15 protein-coding genes are annotated in these 16,372 nt (G+C 58.3%); 13 read left to right on the forward strand and 2 right to left on the reverse strand.

What is annotated here, in order from left to right; genetic code table 11:
* The first annotated feature begins 136 nt into the window (after positions 1–136).
* Positions 137–943 carry a TIM barrel protein gene (locus OMP40_RS06640; protein WP_277530165.1) on the forward strand — a complete coding sequence of 269 codons (807 nt, stop codon included), beginning with the start codon at positions 137–139 and terminating at the stop codon, positions 941–943.
* A 96-nt stretch (positions 944–1,039) separates the two neighbouring features.
* Here OMP40_RS06640 and OMP40_RS06645 read toward each other — a convergent pair whose 3' ends face one another.
* The gene (locus OMP40_RS06645) at positions 1,040–1,594 is read right to left on the reverse strand and encodes a TetR/AcrR family transcriptional regulator (RefSeq protein ID WP_277530167.1); all 555 of its coding nucleotides are present in this window, start codon (positions 1,592–1,594) and stop codon (positions 1,040–1,042) included.
* Between the two features lie 193 nt (positions 1,595–1,787).
* On the opposite strand from OMP40_RS06645, the gene OMP40_RS06650 reads away from it, so the two are divergent.
* The 4 genes from OMP40_RS06650 to OMP40_RS06665 all read left to right on the forward strand — a co-directional run bounded on the left by OMP40_RS06650 (position 1,788) and on the right by OMP40_RS06665 (position 5,311).
* Complete coding sequence (locus OMP40_RS06650) at positions 1,788–2,531, forward strand: SDR family NAD(P)-dependent oxidoreductase (protein ID WP_277530169.1); 744 nt, start codon at positions 1,788–1,790, stop codon at positions 2,529–2,531.
* Positions 2,532–2,746: 215 nt separating this feature from the next.
* Positions 2,747–3,556, forward strand: a complete 810-nt coding sequence (locus OMP40_RS06655) for a response regulator transcription factor (RefSeq protein ID WP_277530172.1) — start codon at positions 2,747–2,749, stop codon at positions 3,554–3,556.
* Entirely contained in the window at positions 3,553–3,792 is a 240-nt protein-coding gene (locus OMP40_RS06660; RefSeq protein ID WP_277530174.1) for a hypothetical protein, read from the forward strand. The genes OMP40_RS06655 and OMP40_RS06660 overlap by 4 nt, the downstream gene beginning before the upstream one ends.
* Positions 3,793–3,877: 85 nt before the next feature.
* On the forward strand, positions 3,878–5,311 hold the full coding sequence (locus tag OMP40_RS06665; protein ID WP_277530176.1) for a sensor histidine kinase: 1,434 nt from the start codon (positions 3,878–3,880) through the stop codon (positions 5,309–5,311).
* On the opposite strand, the gene OMP40_RS06670 is transcribed toward OMP40_RS06665, so the two are convergent.
* The gene (locus OMP40_RS06670; protein ID WP_277530178.1) at positions 5,283–6,230 is read right to left on the reverse strand and encodes a cache domain-containing protein; all 948 of its coding nucleotides are present in this window, start codon (positions 6,228–6,230) and stop codon (positions 5,283–5,285) included. The two genes, OMP40_RS06665 and OMP40_RS06670, sit on opposite strands and share 29 nt — an antisense overlap.
* Before the next feature lie 129 nt (positions 6,231–6,359).
* On the opposite strand from OMP40_RS06670, the gene OMP40_RS06675 reads away from it, so the two are divergent.
* From OMP40_RS06675 to OMP40_RS06710, 8 genes are all read left to right on the forward strand, one after another.
* The gene (locus tag OMP40_RS06675; RefSeq protein WP_277530180.1) at positions 6,360–7,796 is read left to right on the forward strand and encodes an ABC transporter substrate-binding protein; all 1,437 of its coding nucleotides are present in this window, start codon (positions 6,360–6,362) and stop codon (positions 7,794–7,796) included.
* Between the two features lie 14 nt (positions 7,797–7,810).
* Positions 7,811–8,686 (forward strand): carbohydrate ABC transporter permease, encoded by an 876-nt coding sequence (locus OMP40_RS06680; protein WP_277530182.1) that lies wholly within the window; start codon positions 7,811–7,813, stop codon positions 8,684–8,686.
* Between the two features lie 26 nt (positions 8,687–8,712).
* A complete protein-coding gene (locus OMP40_RS06685; RefSeq protein WP_277530183.1) occupies positions 8,713–9,216 on the forward strand; it encodes an ABC transporter permease family protein in 504 nt (167 codons plus the stop codon).
* A 10-nt stretch (positions 9,217–9,226) separates the two neighbouring features.
* Positions 9,227–9,592, forward strand: coding sequence for a carbohydrate ABC transporter permease (locus OMP40_RS06690; protein WP_338131142.1), 366 nt, complete (start codon positions 9,227–9,229; stop codon positions 9,590–9,592).
* A gap of 68 nt (positions 9,593–9,660) precedes the next feature.
* On the forward strand, positions 9,661–12,012 hold the full coding sequence (locus OMP40_RS06695; protein ID WP_277530184.1) for a right-handed parallel beta-helix repeat-containing protein: 2,352 nt from the start codon (positions 9,661–9,663) through the stop codon (positions 12,010–12,012).
* Between the two features lie 44 nt (positions 12,013–12,056).
* Complete coding sequence (locus OMP40_RS06700) at positions 12,057–12,359, forward strand: hypothetical protein (RefSeq protein ID WP_277530186.1); 303 nt, start codon at positions 12,057–12,059, stop codon at positions 12,357–12,359.
* Complete coding sequence (locus OMP40_RS06705; protein WP_277530189.1) at positions 12,334–12,768, forward strand: hypothetical protein; 435 nt, start codon at positions 12,334–12,336, stop codon at positions 12,766–12,768. The genes OMP40_RS06700 and OMP40_RS06705 overlap by 26 nt, the downstream gene beginning before the upstream one ends.
* Positions 12,686–16,270, forward strand: coding sequence for an S-layer homology domain-containing protein (locus tag OMP40_RS06710; protein ID WP_277530191.1), 3,585 nt, complete (start codon positions 12,686–12,688; stop codon positions 16,268–16,270). Before OMP40_RS06705 ends, OMP40_RS06710 begins: the two co-directional genes overlap by 83 nt.
* The last annotated feature ends 102 nt before the right edge of the window (positions 16,271–16,372 follow it).

The following is a 16,372-nucleotide window of genomic DNA, read 5'->3' on the forward strand; positions in this document are numbered from 1 at the left end:
GGAGAGCGGCGTTCCCGATGCGGGAGCGCTGCTTTTCTGTTTTTAGCGGATTTTACAAGACGACTTGAAGCGGGGGCGCGCGATAACGCCCCATTAACACGGATGTGATAAGATGGGGGACGGAGGTGGTATTCTGGTGAAGTTTATACGCTTGAAAGGGAATCTCGAGCAGCGCAACTTGGACAATCGCCTTTCTTACGAGCCGGATATTATCGAGTTCTACCTCAGCGAGCGCGATCTGGGCGATCAGGAACTTATCCGTGACCGTATCCGCCAGCTTCACGATCGTGGAGTCAAGCCGTATCTGCATCATCCGCCGACGTACCGCGGGACGTATCTGGACATCTTGAGCGAAAATCCGGATGCGCGCCGATTTTACCATGAATCTTGCGAAACGCTCGCCCGCATCTGCGAGGAGGAGCGGGCCAAATGCGTCGTGCACGCCCACTACGTCCATACGGCCAGCTGCGGCAATGTTACCCGGGAGCGAACCGCGCTGCTGCGCGAAGAGATTCGCAAGATCATGGCGTATTCGCGGGACGCGTTCGTCTGGGAGGATTCGACGGAAGGGTTGTTCTCTTACGGCTGCAATCCGTATCTCATCGAAGATCTGATCGAGCCGCTGGCGCTTCCGCTGACGGTCGACGTGAGTCATACGTTTATCGGCTATCGCGGGGACAACGAGCGGCTGCGGGACATCCTCGAACGCACCGCGCCTTACGCGCAATATTACCATCTCGTCGACAGCATGGGACTTGTGCACGATTCGCTGCAGCTGGGCCTGGGGAAGATCGATTGGCGCATGGTGAAGCCGCTCGTGCTGGGCAAGGACTTTATTTTCGAGATCACGCTGAGCGGGGATCACTCCGACTGTACGCCGATGGTGGAGAGCGCGCGTTATTTTGCGGACATCGAAGCGGAGGAACGCGTCGCGGCTAAATAGAATAAAGCACATGCATCGCCGGGCATACGCTTGCTCTGGCGGTGTATTTTTTTTGTGCTCAGAAAAACATTCGTCGTCCAATGAGGTTCTGGACCGTCACCGCACGCTGATGCCGTCGAGGAACAAGCTGACCAAATGAGCAATGCGAGATTTCGGCGAGTCATCGCCTTCAGCAGCCAGGGAGATCGCGGTTACGACGTACACCAGATCATCGAGGGTGATATCAGGACGAATAGCCCCCGCCTTCTGCGCATGGTCCAGTAATCGCAACCCCTCCTCGGTTGTCGCGTGGCAACCTGGCGTGCCGACTTGAAGAACAGTGCCTAGCGAAGCGGCAAGGCCACGATAAACGCTCGTATGCAGGGCGAGTTCTTCAAGATAGGCACGTACCCCGCTTGCCGGATCAAGTCCGGCAGATCTTTCCCGACTGGCTTGCGCGAATGACAAGAAACGGTCGCTGTAGGTTGCAGCCAAGAGCGCGTCGCGCGTAGGAAAGCGCCGATAGAGCGTCCCGATTCCAACGCCGGCACGCTTTGCGACGTCTTCCAGCGAAGCGCCGGCACCCCGCGCTACGAAGACCTCTTCAGCTGCGGCGAGGATACGTTCGCGGTTCCGTTGGGCGTCTGCCCGCAGTGGATGGATGTCAGTCAATGCGGTTCCCCCCTACGTCTTTTCACCGTTATTTTCTTTGCTTTCTTTAGTGTAGTGAACGTCGGAGAAAGTGTCAAAAGGGATACAGAGGCTAAAAAAGCAGTCGTGTTTTTCATGCGACTTGAAAAGTGGAGGATGCCTCCGTATAATAAGTGGAGTAAACCTCCACTTAAAAGGAAAGAGGGCAGAGGAAATGTCGAATCGATTTGAGAACAAGGTCGTCGTGATCACGGGCGGCAGCGATGGCATCGGCTTGATGACGGCCAAACTTTTTGCGACGGAAGGGGCGCATGTGTACATCACGGGGCGTCGGCAAGAACGATTGGATGAGGCCCTGAAGGAGATCGTCCGCGGGGCCGTCGGCGTCCAGGGAGATGTCGGCAACTTCGCCGACCTCGATCGGCTCTACGAGCGGATTCAACGAGATCACGGCAAGATCGACGTCGTGTTTGCCAACGCAGGGATATCCGAGTCCGCGCCGCTCGGCGGCATCGAGGAAGCGCACTTCGATCGCGTGTTCGACACGAACGTGAAGGGTATGGTCTTCACCGTTCAGAAGGCGTTGCCGCTCATGAAGGATGGAGGCGCGGTGATCCTAACCGGATCGGGGTCGGGCAGCAAAGGGTTTCCCAGTTTGTCGATCTATAGCGCCACGAAGGCCGCGATCCGCTCGTTCGCGCGCACATGGACGACCGACCTTAAGAGCCGTGGCATCCGCGTAAACGTGGTTTCCCCCGGCGTGATCCTCACGCCGGCAATCGAGACGTATCTCCGAGACAACGAAGGGGCCGAGGAAGCGATGAAGCAGATGACGCCATTCGGAAGATTCGGCCAGCCGGACGAGGTCGCCAAAGCGGTGCTGTTCCTGGCATCGGACGAGAGCAGCTTCATCGCAGGCGAGGAACTGTTCGTGGACGGCGGATTTATGGCGGTCTGACGGTCTGTCTGCCCTATCGAATGTGGCACGAAGCTGGCCGGGAATAACAAATCCTGTCTGATTTGCAATAACGCCGCGGCGCGCTCACGCAGCGGCTTTTTTTTTGCTATCCTGCATTCCGGCCCGAAACATGGTAGACTTTTCGTGTGATGCAAGCGGCGGATTCGGCCGTAGTGCGAAGGGACGCGTATAAGACTGCTTCGGGGGGTTGGATCATGATCAGCGTGCTGATAGTCGATGACGAACATTTGGTGCGAAAGGGACTTCGCATGACGATCGATTGGAGAAGCCTGGGCTATGAAGTCGCAGGCGAAGCCTCCAATGGTTTGGAAGCGCTTCAATTGGTTGGGGTTCTGAAGCCGGGCGTCGTTATTACGGATGTCAGAATGCCCTTGATGGACGGAATCGAATTCATGCGCGAAGTCCGAAGACAAGCGCTTCAAACCAGACTTGTCGTCATTAGCGGTTACGAGGATTTTGCATATGCCAAGGGCGCGGTCGATTACGGCGCGGACGGGTACATCCTTAAGCCGGTGGACAACAGCCAGCTTGTGGCGCTGCTGGACAAACTGGCAAAGGAGATCCGGCAAGATTCGCTGCTGCAGCAGCTGTATCGGGAGCGGCTGATCGGGAGGCTTGCTTCCTTGCTGAACGAGATTCGGATCCGGAAGGTGGGTCAGACGCACGCCCTCGTAGAGGAGGTGCTCCGCGTCATCGAGACTTGCTATATGGAGGACTTGAGCGTGAAGCTGCTGGCCGATCGGCTGCACATCAGCCCGTACTATATGATGCGGGTCTTCAAGGAGCGCCAGAACAAAACGATTAATACCTATTTGACGGAATATCGGGTGGAGAGAGCGAAGCGGCTGCTGGCCGACCGGCGTACGAAGGTTTACGAGGTCGGCGCCATGGTGGGCTTCCCCGATCCGAAGTATTTCAGCCAAGTGTTCAAAAAGATCGTGGCCATGACGCCAAAAGAATACCAGCAAATGGCTTCCGTGCTTCAGGGAGGCGCAGAGCCGTGAGCTTTGGGCGAATGCGTCTGCGAACCAAGCTGTTTCTTATCCTGGTGCCCACGCTGCTCGTCTTTTCGACGATAACGCTAAGAGGCACGGAGAGCTACTTGCAGCGTCAAATGAAAAACACGATCGACGATCAGATCGCGATCAACTACGAGAAGATCGGCAACAGTATCGAGCTGCTCGTTCAAGGCGTCAATATGTTGTCCATCCGTCTGCTCACCGATCAAAAAAATATATAACCTGCTGAACGGCCCGGAAGGGGACCAAGCGGACAAGCAGTCCAAGCTTAACGAGTTGCTGGCGAATACGATGATAGACGGGCGCGTGGTCGGGAAACTGTTCATCCGAACGAACGACTCCGACTATTACGGCTATCCCGCAGCCATCGCGATCGAGGAGCCGGATCAAGCCTTTGTCGACAGGATCCTCGCTTCGTCAACGCCGGTATGGGGAGATATCCGCAAGGATGCGGAAGGCAAGGCCTACTTGCAGCTGGGCCGCAAATTCCAGAACTTCTATACGGGCCAGCAGCTTGGCGTGCTGATCGTGGAGATTAAAGAAGAATCGCTTTACGAGTTGATTCAAAATACGATTCATCCGTGGGGCTACTCGATGCTGGTAGACGGCGACCGCATTATATCGGCCGGCGACAAGAGCAAGCTCGGCGCCGTGATGTTCGACTGGGTGCTGGGACAGCGGAGCGAGGAAGGAGCGGACCGCGGACACCCGACGATCAAGGTCGCGCTGCCCGAAGGAGAGACCTATGCCGTGTCGTCCTATCCGCTCACCGGCAATCTCGAGCGGATCGGCTTGAAATGGAGCATCGTAAACCTTGCTTCCGAGGACAAGCTGTACGCAAGCATTCGTCGGATGGAACGCTTGTCCGCGTGGATTCAAGGACTCGTTTTTGTCGTGGCCTTAGGATTTGCCCTGTACCTGGCGGCAACGACGCTTAAACCGGTCAATGGGCTGATCGGTAAAATAAAAGGATTCGGGAAAACGGCGACGGAGGCGCCCGAACAAAAGCACGCCGAAGAGGCGTCCGGAGACGAGCTGCAGGTGCTGTCCCGAAGCTTCGACGATATGGTCGTACGGATCGACGAGCTGATCGCCAACAACAACGAGTCCAAGGACAAGCAGAGAGAATCCGAGCTGGTCGCCCTTCAGGCACAGATCAATCCGCACTTCCTGTACAATACGCTGGACGCGATCGGCTGGATCGCCAAGATCAACGCGCAGCCGGATATTGAAAGGCTTGTGCTCGAGCTCGCCAGCTTCTACCGGTTGAGCCTGCATAAAGGCGACAAGTTCATTCGGGTCGAGGAAGAGCTGGGCATCGTGAAAAGCTATGTGGCCATCGAGGAATTCCGCTATCCCGACAAATTCGAAGTGCACTACGATATAGAAGCGGAGATTCTGCCGTTTCCTATGCTGAAGATCCTCCTGCAGCCATTGATCGAGAACGCCATCGTTCACGGCATAGGGCCTAAGGCGAGTAAAGGCACCATTACGGTCAAGGGGACCATGGAGCGCCATGCGCTGCGGTTCGACATTACCGACGACGGTATCGGATTCGATTCGGACCAGTTGCTGTACGCCGCGCCCAAGACATATAGCGGGAGAGGGTACGGCATTGCGAACGTGGACGAGAGAATTCGCATGGAATACGGCGATCAATACGGCATTACCATTCGCAGCGTGCCGGGGAGCGGAACGACGGCGACGGTGGTCATCGGCCTTGAACGGGGCGATTCTTGAATTTTTTCATCTTCAGATAAAGACGGCTTAACGGCGCGACGATCAAATGTCTGAGGTACAGGCTGACGGCCAACGAGATGAGCAGGAAGACCGACGAAGATACGGCCAGAAAAGTACGCAGCGCATGCAGGGGCTCCCGTACCGCGGCTTCGGGAACGACCGCGACCAATACGGCCCCCGCGGTCTGAATCGGATGCCGGACGGCAAAGGCGGCGCGAACGCCCTCGGCCGGGGAAGAGCGGTTGCTGGCCAGCCATTGACCGCGTTCATCCGCAATACCGACGCCTACTCCCTTCAGAGAGGCGTTTTTGGTCTGGAAAAACTGGAACAGATAATCCGGGTTAAAGTCGATTACCGCATAACCGGCTTGCCGGGAGGCGGTGGAAGAGAGCTTGATGGCCAGCGTCAGCACGCCGTCGCTGCCGTATTTCCCATTGTAGAAGTCGCGCACTTCGTCCGGCCTGCGCCATGTCCAGAGCGGGTCGTCGCCGGAACCGCTCATCCAGGCGGACAGCCTGGGCAAGGCCGCCAGCTGGGCCAGCGCAGGCGGATTCGATGTCAGGCTCGTCGCGTAAACGAGTCCCTGGGACGTATAAAGCGTCATGCCCTGAATGCGCAACGTAGAGTTAAGAATAAGCGCGTCCAACTGATGCGGCAGCGTGGAATCGTATTCGGGGCTGTCCAGCGCCTTGCGCACTTGCGAGTTCGCGCCGATCATGCGGAGCATCTCCACCGTATAATTCAGATCGTGCGTCAGGTTGTCCGCGCTGCTCTTGAAGTAGCTGTCGAATACGCTATGAAATTGCTGACTCATCGTATTCCTGGCATAGAGATAGGCAAACGCCCCGATCGTCAGCGAAGTCAGCCACAGCGAGAGACAGACGAGGAATACGATTCTGACATTCAGCTTCCGGAACATGAGAACGGCCTCCCTTTCGAAGCCATGAGATTGGGCACGAATTTAGAATAAAAGGCAGGTTTGCCGCCTAGGAGCGCATCCGATTAAAGCGCTATCATAAAGCTATTCTACCAGAGGGGGATAACGGATTTGAACAAGTTTATGAAGGGTTTGGTCGCCGGCTCGATTGTTGCAGTCATGGTGACCGGATGTACGACCAAAGGCAACAGCCAGCCCAATGCTTCGGAAGCTTCCGGCGGCGAGGCGTCCGCGACTGCTTCTTCCTCGCCGGCGAGCGGAAAGAAAATCACGTTCGTGAACGGGGACTGGCCGCAGACGAACGACCAGTCTCTCCCGCAATTCGAAAAGTGGAAGCAGGCGTTCGAGGCAGCCAACGCCAACATCGTGATGGAAACCGAGCCTTATCCGTACGATGCCAGCACGTTCCTGCCCAAAGCGGAGAGCGGACAGCTCCCCAACCTCTTCGGCACGTTTTTCACAGAGCCGCAGAAGATCATCAACGCAGGTTATGCAGCCGATCTGACGGAATCGATGAAGGCGTACGGCTACGATCAGTCGCTGAACCCGAGCATGCTCGACCTGGTCAAGAAGGACGGCAAGATCTATGGTTTTCCGACCAGCGGCTACTACATGGGACTGTGGCTGAACGTCAATCTGTTCAAGCAGGCCGGTCTCGTCGACGACAAGGGCGTGCCCAAGTACCCCCAAACCTACGACGAGCTGGCTCAAACCGCGCAAGTCATTAAGGAGAAGACAGGAAAAGCCGGCTTCTTCCTCCCGACCAAGAACGGACAAGGCGGCTGGCAGTTCATGAACATCGCCTGGTCGTTCGGCGCGGAGTTCGAGAAGCAGGTAGACGGCAAGTGGACGGCGGTATTCAATAGCCCGGAGGCCGTCGCGGCGCTGCAATACGTGAAGGACCTGAAATGGAAATACAAGGTGCTGACCGACAACAATCTGGTCGACGTCAGCGACCTGTTCCGAATGATCGGGACAGATCAGGTGGGTATGGGCTTCGGCACGGCGGACTGGGCGAATCAGCCGATCAACGACTACAAGATGAGCAAGGACGACGAGGCGATGGCGGCGGTGCCGGCCGGACCGAAGGGGAAATATTCGCTGATGGGCGGTTCGCTGTACATGTTCTCCAACAACAGCTCTCCCGAGCAGATCGACGCAGGCTTCAAATGGCTTAAATATCGCGGCTACTCGCCCGATACGTCCGCGGATTCCCTTAAAGTATTCGAGGAGTCGCTGGCGAACGACCAGAAGCTGAACCGCGTCGTAGGCCCGCACAGCATGTCGCTGTGGGCCGACCCGCAAGTGGTGAAGACGCAGGACGAGATTCGTGCCAAGTATACGAACGTCAACATGGACCTGTGGAACAGCTATATGAACAATGAAGGCGTCACGATCCGACCGGAAGAGCCGATCAATTCGCAAGAGCTGTACAAGGCGCTCGACGTCGTGATTCAGGCCGTATTGACCAAGGAAAGCGCCGACCCGAAGGCGCTGCTCGACCAAGCGGTAGCGGACTTCCAACGGGATTACCTGGATAAGGCGTAATCGGTGGCCCGGCAATGAGAATCGCCAGAAGAATTTGGAGAGAGATCCCCGTATGGGGCCTTGTGCTGCCCAGCTTGTTCCTGTTCATCGTTTTTTCCTGGCAGCCGCTGATTTCGGGACTCTACCTGTCATTTTTCAAAACGAAGGGATATCGGGCGGAGCAGTACGTCGGGATCAGAAACTACGTCGAAGTGATCCAGAACTCGGAGTTTCAACAGACGCTGATCAATACGTTCTCTTATGTCGTATGGTCGCTGACGATCGGATTCGCGCTTCCGATCGTCATCGCGATCATCGTGAACGAACTGGTTCATTTCAAGTCATTTTTCAAGTTTTCGATTTATTTTCCCGTGATCGTCCCGGGAATCGCGGCCGCGATGATGTGGATGTTCATGTTCGAGCCCGGCGATGGCGGACTGCTGAATATGCTGTTCGGCAAAATCGGACTTGGTCCGTATCCTTGGCTGCAGGATCCCGGATGGAGCATCCCGCTGATCGTCGTGACCATGACCTGGAAGTCGTTCGGCGGCTCGGTCATCTTGTATCTGGCCAGCCTGCAGGGCGTCAACCGCGAGCTGTACGAGGCCGCCGCGCTGGACGGCGCCGGAGTCGCGCAGCGCGTAAGAAATGTTACGATTCCGCAGATTTCCAGTATTATCGGCATCATGTTTATCCTGCAGATCATCGGCGTGTTTCAAGTGATGTACGAACCATTGACGATGACGGAGGGCGGACCGAGCAACTCATCGATGTCCCTCATGCTGCAAAGCTATTTCTATGCCTTCCGCTATTTCGATGCTGGCAAGTCGATGGCGATCGGCAGCATGACCTTCATGATCTTGCTTGTACTGACCTTCGTGTACTTCAGGGTCAATCGGCGGTCGGATTAATTCGCGAGGAGTGAAGAACCAGCAGTATGAACGCTAACTACAACGGCATCATCGGCATGCATGACATCAAGCTGCCGCATATCAAGCTGCTCTACTGGACGATGTTCTTCGCGATGCTGGCGGTAGCGGCAGTCTGTTTGTTCCCGCCCGTCTGGCTGCTGCTGTCCAGCCTGAAGGACGTGAAGGAGTTTTTCGCCATCCCGCCGACGATCGTGCCGAGATCCTTCGAGGTCGACAAAATCGTCTCCACCTGGCGCGATTACCGATTTCTCACGATATACGGCAATACGCTTGCGGTTACGGGCGGCACCCTGGTATCGACAATCCTGTTCAACGGCGTTACGGGGTTCGTCCTGTCCAGGCTCAAGCCGCTTGGCAGCGGCGTGCTGATGACGCTTGTGCTCTGGACGATGCTGCTGCCGAACACGGTAGGCATGGTGGGCGTATTCAAAAATCTCGTCCATTTCCCGATCCTCGGGCTGAATCTGACGAATTCGTTCTGGCCGATGTGGCTGATGGCGGGGGGCTAACGCTTATTTTATCATTATTTTCAAAGGCTTCTTCGACGGCATTCCGCAGGCGCTGATCGAAGCGGCCAGAATCGACGGCTGCACTTCCATGGGCTTGTTCGCGCGGATCGCGCTGCCGCTTAGCAAGCCGGTGCTCTGGGCGGTGTCCATCCTTACCGTCAACAATGCCTGGTCGGATTTTTTCTGGCCCTATATGGTGCTGAAGGATCAAGAGCTGTGGACGGTGATGGTCGCGATATTTAACCTGAAAAGCTCGGCGCCCATGGACATCATGTTCGTCGCGTTGACCCTCTCCATTGTCCCGCCGGCCGTTCTGTTCCTGTTCTTCCAACGCTATATCATCGCGGGCTTCAACTTCAGCGGCATTAAAGGCTAGACGCGTCGTTCACTACCTACATGAAGGGGATGCTGCCAATGTTGCGTGCGGGATTGCAGGCTAACGGTATGGCAACACGGATCATGCTTGCTGCGTTATTGCTTCTGTCGGGCTTGTCGCTTCCGGTGTCGCCGGTTCTCGCGAGCAGTACGACCTATTATGTCGATCCGGCCGGAGACGATGCGGGCAGCGGGACGACCCCGGCGACCGCCTGGCGGACGCTGGGGAAGATCAACGGTACGACGTTCGGACCGGGCGACCGCATTCTGTTCAAGTCCGGCGGCGTATGGACAGGACAGCTATGGCCGAAGGGCTCGGGCGCTGCCGGCAATCCCGTTGTCATTGATCGCTACGGGAGCGGCGCCGCTCCCGTCATTGCCGGGGACAGGTCGACAGATGCAAGCCTGTCGGCGGCCGTCAAGCTGGAGAACCAAAGCTATTGGACGGTGCAAAACTTAAAAATTACGTTTCCGGCTGCCGGCAACGATAATTGGAAGCGCAGCGGCGTCTACGTTCATGCCAGCCAGAACGGGACGTACGGCGGCATTCATTTGCTTAACCTTGAAGTCGCCGACGTCAAATCCATTTCCTGCTGGGAATGCACGGACGGCAACGGTCAGACGGTCGGCGCATTTAATAATGCGGCGATCTACGTGATGACCGAGGAGGACCCGAACAACTTTCATCAATCCCCGTCTCCGGTAACGAACGCCAGGTTCGACGACCTGCTCATTCAGAACAATACCATCCGCGATTCTACGGGGATCGGCATTTTGATGATGAACCGGTTCGGCCCGATAACGGCCAATCCGGAAGCGAACTTCCACTACAGCACGAACGTGCGCGTGGCCGGCAATACGATCCGGAACATCGGCAGGGACGCGATCGTCATCGGCGGCGCGGACGCCCCCTTGATCGAGCGCAATAGCGCGTACGATCTGGGGCATATCAGCCGCAACGGCGTCAGCGACCAGCGGCTGATCGCCGGCATGTTCGCCTTCGTGAGCCGCAATCCGCTTTTTCAATACAACGAGGTGGCGCGGATCGCGGATATGGGACCGGGCCAGGATGGAGAGGCTTGGGACAATGACTGGGGCAATACGGGCACGGTAACCTATCAATACAATTACAGCCATGACAATGCCGGCGGCATCATTTTGCAGCAAGAAAATACGCGGTCCGACTGGCTTGTCTTTCGCTACAATGTCAGCGTAAACGATGGGGCCGGGACCGATCTCGGCGCCAGATTCCTGATCGACAAGCCGGGCGTGCAGGCCTACAACAATACGATTTATACGACGGGCCGCATCCAGGCTTACTGCCAGCTCGGAGACCCGAGCGTCGTATGCGGAAGCGCGCTGAAGCAAAACGTGTACTTCTGGAACAACCTTTTCGTCGGCAGCCAGGGCAATTTTGACAGCGGTTACAGTTACGATTACAACTTGTTCCACGGCTTCTCGGGCCCGGCCGACGCTCACAAGCTGAATGCCAATCCTCAATTCCAGGCGCCCTTTCCGGGGATGGACGGCATGGATGCGGCGTCGGGCTTCAAGCTTGTCGCAGGGTCGCCGGCGCTGGCGAGCGGAACGCCGGTCTCGTACAACGGCGGACAAGATTACTGGGGGAATCCGGTATCTGCGACCGCGCAGCCGAACAGAGGCGCGTATAACGGAGCGGCTGTAGCGGGAGTCGTCTCTTCCGCCGTCAACGATTCGGGGCTATCCTACACGGGCTCGTCCTGGGCTGTCTCGAGCAATCGCCAGGTCGGCGATTATATGGACGATGTCCACTATGCCACGCAGAACGGCGACAGCGTCAGCTACGCCTTTACGGGAGACGGCATCGATCTGATCGGCGAGATGAACGTCGATCAAGGTCTTGTGGACGTGTACATCGACAACGTATGGGTCCAGACGATCGATACGTACGCTGCTGCAAGGCAGGCCCAGCAGCATGTATTCGTCAAGAGAGGCCTGTCTCCGGGAACGCATACGCTGAAGGCCGTCAAGAAAAGCGGCACCTATATGACGGTTGACGCTGTCGCGGTGCCGAAGTATGTCAACGATACGGATGCGACGATGGCGGCGGGATATATCGGCGCCTGGGGATATTCGAATGCGCGGGGCATCGGGGATTACGGGGACGATGTCCACTATGCGTCTCAGAACGGAGACAGCTTCGATTACGCGTTCTACGGCAGCGGGATCGAACTGCTGTCCGAGCGATCCGGCGATCAAGGTCTGGCCGACGTCTATGTGGACGGCGTATTCGTTCAACGGATCGACGCCTATACATCCGGTCCGCGACAGGCGATGCAGAGCGTGTTCAGTCAGAGCGGACTTGCGATCGGGTACCACCGACTGAAGGTCGTGAAGGCAAGCGGCACTTATATGATCGTGGACGGTACGATCGTCCATTAAGGCAGCCCTTCGCGGTTCACACAAGATGAGGAGGAGGCGCTTCCTTGTTTACGAAGCGATTAAATGCCGTGACATCGAGATGGATTAGAATTGCGGTCGTCCTGTCGCTGCTCTGCTCGTGGGCTGCCGGCATGAACCCGGCCTGGGCGGATGAACGCGCGGACCCCGGCGCATACGAGATTGCCGTCGAGGGAGAGGATGCGGCAGCTCACAACTTCACCGACGTTCTCGAGGGGAGCTTGTTCAGCGGCGGCAAGCTGCTGCGGCTGGAGACGTCCCAAGAGGCGCCGGCCGGCGGATACGAGGCTGTTTATTCTCTGCATGCGGAGGAAGCGGGGGGCTTATGAAGCGATCGTCGCATCGACGCCGCCCGAGGAAGTATGGACCTCGCCTTATTCGATTCAGGTCAACGACGGGGAAGAAACGCCCGTAAGAAACGCCCTGCAGGTCGGCAACGTGAACGATACCGTGCGCAAATACGATATCGGCGTCTTCTTCCTGAAGCAAGGCGACAATACGGTTACCTTCAGGGTGAAGGACCGCAGAAGCTACGGCGATTATGTGTTATATCTGGACCGGCTGTCGTTCCGCAAGCTTCCGGCAGGCGTTCGGTCCGTGGAGACGGCAGCGCCGCTTAACGTATTCGAAGCGGGGGGAGCCGGTTCGACTGTCCGTGAATCTGCTGGGGCCGGCTGGCCCTTCGGCGTCCGTAAGCGTTACCGTAACCGACTATTGGCAGGAGACCGTATCCGCTGAGGCCTATCCGATCGACGAAGGCGATCAGCGCGTCGAGGTCGATCTGGGGATATTGGACAAGGGGCATTACACCGTCTCGGCGCAGCTGTCAGGGACCGACGTGGTCAAGGAAACCTACTTGTCCGTCGTGACGCCCTATGCGTCCCGCCAGCAGCTGTCGGACTCGCCGTTTGCCGTCGATGCCGCGGCCTCGCTGCTGGTCAAGCCGTCGCAGACGGAGGATTTTGCCAAGGCGCTGCAGCTATCCGGCGTCAAGTGGATGCGCGACCGGCTTCACTGGGCAAGCGCCAACAGCGCGCCCGGCGTATACGATTTTTCCCCCTTTGACCCGGTCAACCGGGCGGTGACGTCCAAAGGCATCCGCACGCTGGACGTATACGGGGATGCGCCGGATTGGACGCACGGGCCGCAGGATCGCCTGCCGGACGATCTGACCGCGGCCTATCGATTCGCGCGCGATTCCGCGGATCACTTCGGCAGCGGCGTGTCCGCCTGGGAGATATGGAACGAGCCTGACGGCGGGTTCACCGGCGTGAACGAGACGGGGGACCAGTATGCCGCGTTCATGAAAGCGATGGCGATCGGCTACCGGGACAGCGCGGCCAAGCCGGCCGTAACGGTGGCGGGAATGGCGGGCGTGCCCGACGATTATGTGCAGACCGTGGCGGATAACGAGGTTTTTCCTTATGCGGATACGTACAGCTTCCATGCCTACCCTTTGCCTTACGGCACGTACGATACCGAGGTCATCCCGTTTCCGGACAATGCGAGCAAGCATCTGCAATTTATGGACAGCAATGCCGCGGGCAACCGGAACGCATGGCTGACAGAAGCGGGGATCACCATTCCGACCGGCTCGCTGCGCGAATTGACGGCGGCCGAGCAGCAGGCGCAAGCGCGGTATATGGCGACCTCCGCCGTACAATCGCTTGCGGCCGGGGTGGACAAGCATTTCTGGTTTGTGATGCCCTACTACCTGGAGCAAGGCAACCAGTACGGCATGTTCAGCCAAAATAACGCGCCCTATGCGGCTTATCAGGCGATTGCGAATGTAACGGATATGCTCGGCCAAGGCCTCTATGCCGGCCAGGTTCAGGGGCTGCCGGAAGGCGCGGAAGGTCATCTGTTCGACAGCGGCCATGGCCAGGTGCTGGTCCTTTGGTCGGAGCGGCCGGCGACCGTCGAGTGGGCTTCGACCGGCGCGGCGGCGCAGTGGTTCGATCTGATGGGACACGGCCGCACGGCGGAAACGCATGAAGGCAAGATCGCTTTCGAGATCGGGCCGGATCCGATTTTTATCCGGAAGGACGAGCGGCTGTCGGTGCCGGTGGCATCGTTCTCGCGTGTTGCGAAGCCTGTATACGAAGCGCCTGAATTAACGCCTGCCCAGCGGATCGTGCTGGCGCAGAATTACGAGGACGAAGCCCGCTCCAATGCTAAGCTGTTCGGCGCCTACGCCTTGAAGGAGACGGGCGGCAACACGATCGGGCTGGAGATCTACAACTTCAACGATACTGCCATGGAAGGAGAAATTCGCGGAGAAGCGTCGGGCGGCTGGGTGCTGGATCGCGAGGTGGAGACGGTCGCGCTCGCGCCGGGCGAGAAGAAGACGGTCGCCTTCAGCCTGCAAGCCGGGGCGCAGGTTCGGCCGATGGAGAAAGGTAAAGTTAGCTTCAGAGGCTCGTTCGGCGGCGATTCCACAACCGTTTCCGCGGCCTACGTATTCACCGGCATTTCTCGGATTCAGATCGATCCGCTTCCCGGCGGCGGCGACCCGGAGCAATGGGACCTGCAGAGGACGGACGCGATCGCAGCTTCCGGCACAGGCGTTATTGAAGCGGGCTCCGCAACCGGTGCGGTTCGCTACAAGTACAGCTTCGGCGAGACCAATCAGTGGGCGTATCCGTTCCTTCAGGTGAACGGGAGCACGGTCTTCGCGGGCAAGAGCGGGATTGCCTTCAAAGTATACGCCGAGGCGGACATCCCGCAGACGGATCTGAAGCTGATCGTAAACGAAGACAACGGGAGCCGCTACTATACGCTGAACGGCTTTTCGATCAAGGCGGGCTGGCACACGTATATCGTGCCGTTCAGGCAGCTCGTGCTGGCCACCTTCGGTCCGCCGGATCCGAACAATCGGCTCGATCTGGATCGGCTGACGAGCGTGCAGCTCGGCATCAATACGCAGCTGACGGATGTGCCCGCCTTTGAATTGGCCGACGTGGGGACTTATACGATCGCGACGGAGCCCGGAGAGCCGGAGGAGCCGGGGGGACCGGTCGATCCGGGACCGCCTGGCGACCCCGGCATTCCGACCGGGTCCGGCACGGTGCCGCAGCAGACTGTCGCGATCGAGCGGGGAACAGCCGTCATCGGCATCGCGACGGATAGCCGGGGGATCGCCGCAGGCAAGCTCGACGCACAGCAATTGACGGCGGCCATCGGCGACGGCAGCGCCGGGACCGTTCGCATTGAAGCGAAGCCGGACCGGCAAGCGAAGGAGATTCGGCTGGAGCTGCCCGTCGGGCCGATGCAAACGGCGAAGCTGGCAAACGTAGAGACTTTTGTCGTCGATACCGGGTTCGCTTCTGTCTCGATTCGGCCGGACCTGCTGCAGGGTCAGCCCGCGTCCGGAAAGCTGGAACTCCGCGTCTCTCAAGTGGACACGGCGAGTTTGCCGGAGTCCTCCAGACGGAAGCTGGGGGACAGTGCCGCTTACGAGTTCCATTTACTCGTGAACGGGACAGCGCTGAATTCGTTCGGAGGCCAAGTGGAGGTTCGCATGCCATACAGGCTTCAAGCGGATCAGAAGCCAGGCAACGTCGTGGTTTACTTGATCGATGAAGCGGGCGGCTTGCGTGCCGTCGTCAACGGCAAATATCAGGCGCAGACAGGCAGCGCCGTCTTTACCCCGGAGCATTTCAGCAGTTACGCCGCAGCCTACGCCGATATTTCCTTCGCGGATCTGGCGCAGTCGGCTTGGGCTCGGGACAGCATCGAGGCATTGGCGGCGAGAGGCATCGTGCAGGGAACGGGCGGCGATCGCTTCGAGCCAAGCCGCGAGGTCACCCGGGCGGAGTTCGTCGAGATGCTCGTGAATGCGTTTGAGTGGGAGAATGCGGATGCGAACGCGGCCTTCCAGGACGTGCGGGAGGAAGACTGGCATTACCGCTCGATTGCCTCCGCGCACAAGCTTGGCATCGTCTCGGGCAAGTCGGACGGCACTTTCGGGGCGAACGAGCCGATCACCCGCCTGGATATGGCGGTTGTGCTGGATCGGGTATATCGCCTGCTGGAGATCGAGCCCGGCGACGGGGCAGGAGGGGCATCGGAGACGTTCAACGACCTGGGACAGGCGCCCGGCTATGCGCGGGAGGCGATAGAACGCATGCGCGCTGCCGGATTGCTCGACGGGGTCGGCCCGGAACGCTTTGCGCCGAAGCTGAACGCGAATCGCGCGCAGGCGGCGGCCGTTATCTACAGATTGTTCAGTCGAAACTGAACGAAGCCGGAAGGCGCGTCAGGCGTAACAGGGTTCTGCATAGATCCATAGATTCATAGATCCGCAGAATGCGAAAGCGGCGGAGCAGGCATTCCCTGTTCC

It is taken from the genome of Cohnella rhizosphaerae, assembly GCF_029525575.1.
Taxonomy (GTDB): Bacteria; Bacillota; Bacilli; order Paenibacillales; family Paenibacillaceae; genus Cohnella; species Cohnella rhizosphaerae.

What these genes read in the sequence shown, in the direction of transcription:
- OMP40_RS06650 (WP_277530169.1), top strand. Translation starts at nt 1,788, where the DNA reads ATGTCGAATCGATTTGAGAACAAGGTCGTCGTGATCACGGGCGGCAGC.
- OMP40_RS06655 (WP_277530172.1), top strand. Translation starts at nt 2,747, where the DNA reads ATGATCAGCGTGCTGATAGTCGATGACGAACATTTGGTGCGAAAGGGA.
- OMP40_RS06670 (WP_277530178.1), bottom strand. Translation starts at nt 6,230, where the DNA reads ATGTTCCGGAAGCTGAATGTCAGAATCGTATTCCTCGTCTGTCTCTCG.
- OMP40_RS06680 (WP_277530182.1), top strand. Translation starts at nt 7,811, where the DNA reads ATGAGAATCGCCAGAAGAATTTGGAGAGAGATCCCCGTATGGGGCCTT.
- OMP40_RS06685 (WP_277530183.1), top strand. Translation starts at nt 8,713, where the DNA reads ATGAACGCTAACTACAACGGCATCATCGGCATGCATGACATCAAGCTG.
- OMP40_RS06695 (WP_277530184.1), top strand. Translation starts at nt 9,661, where the DNA reads ATGGCAACACGGATCATGCTTGCTGCGTTATTGCTTCTGTCGGGCTTG.
- OMP40_RS06705 (WP_277530189.1), top strand. Translation starts at nt 12,334, where the DNA reads ATGCGGAGGAAGCGGGGGGCTTATGAAGCGATCGTCGCATCGACGCCG.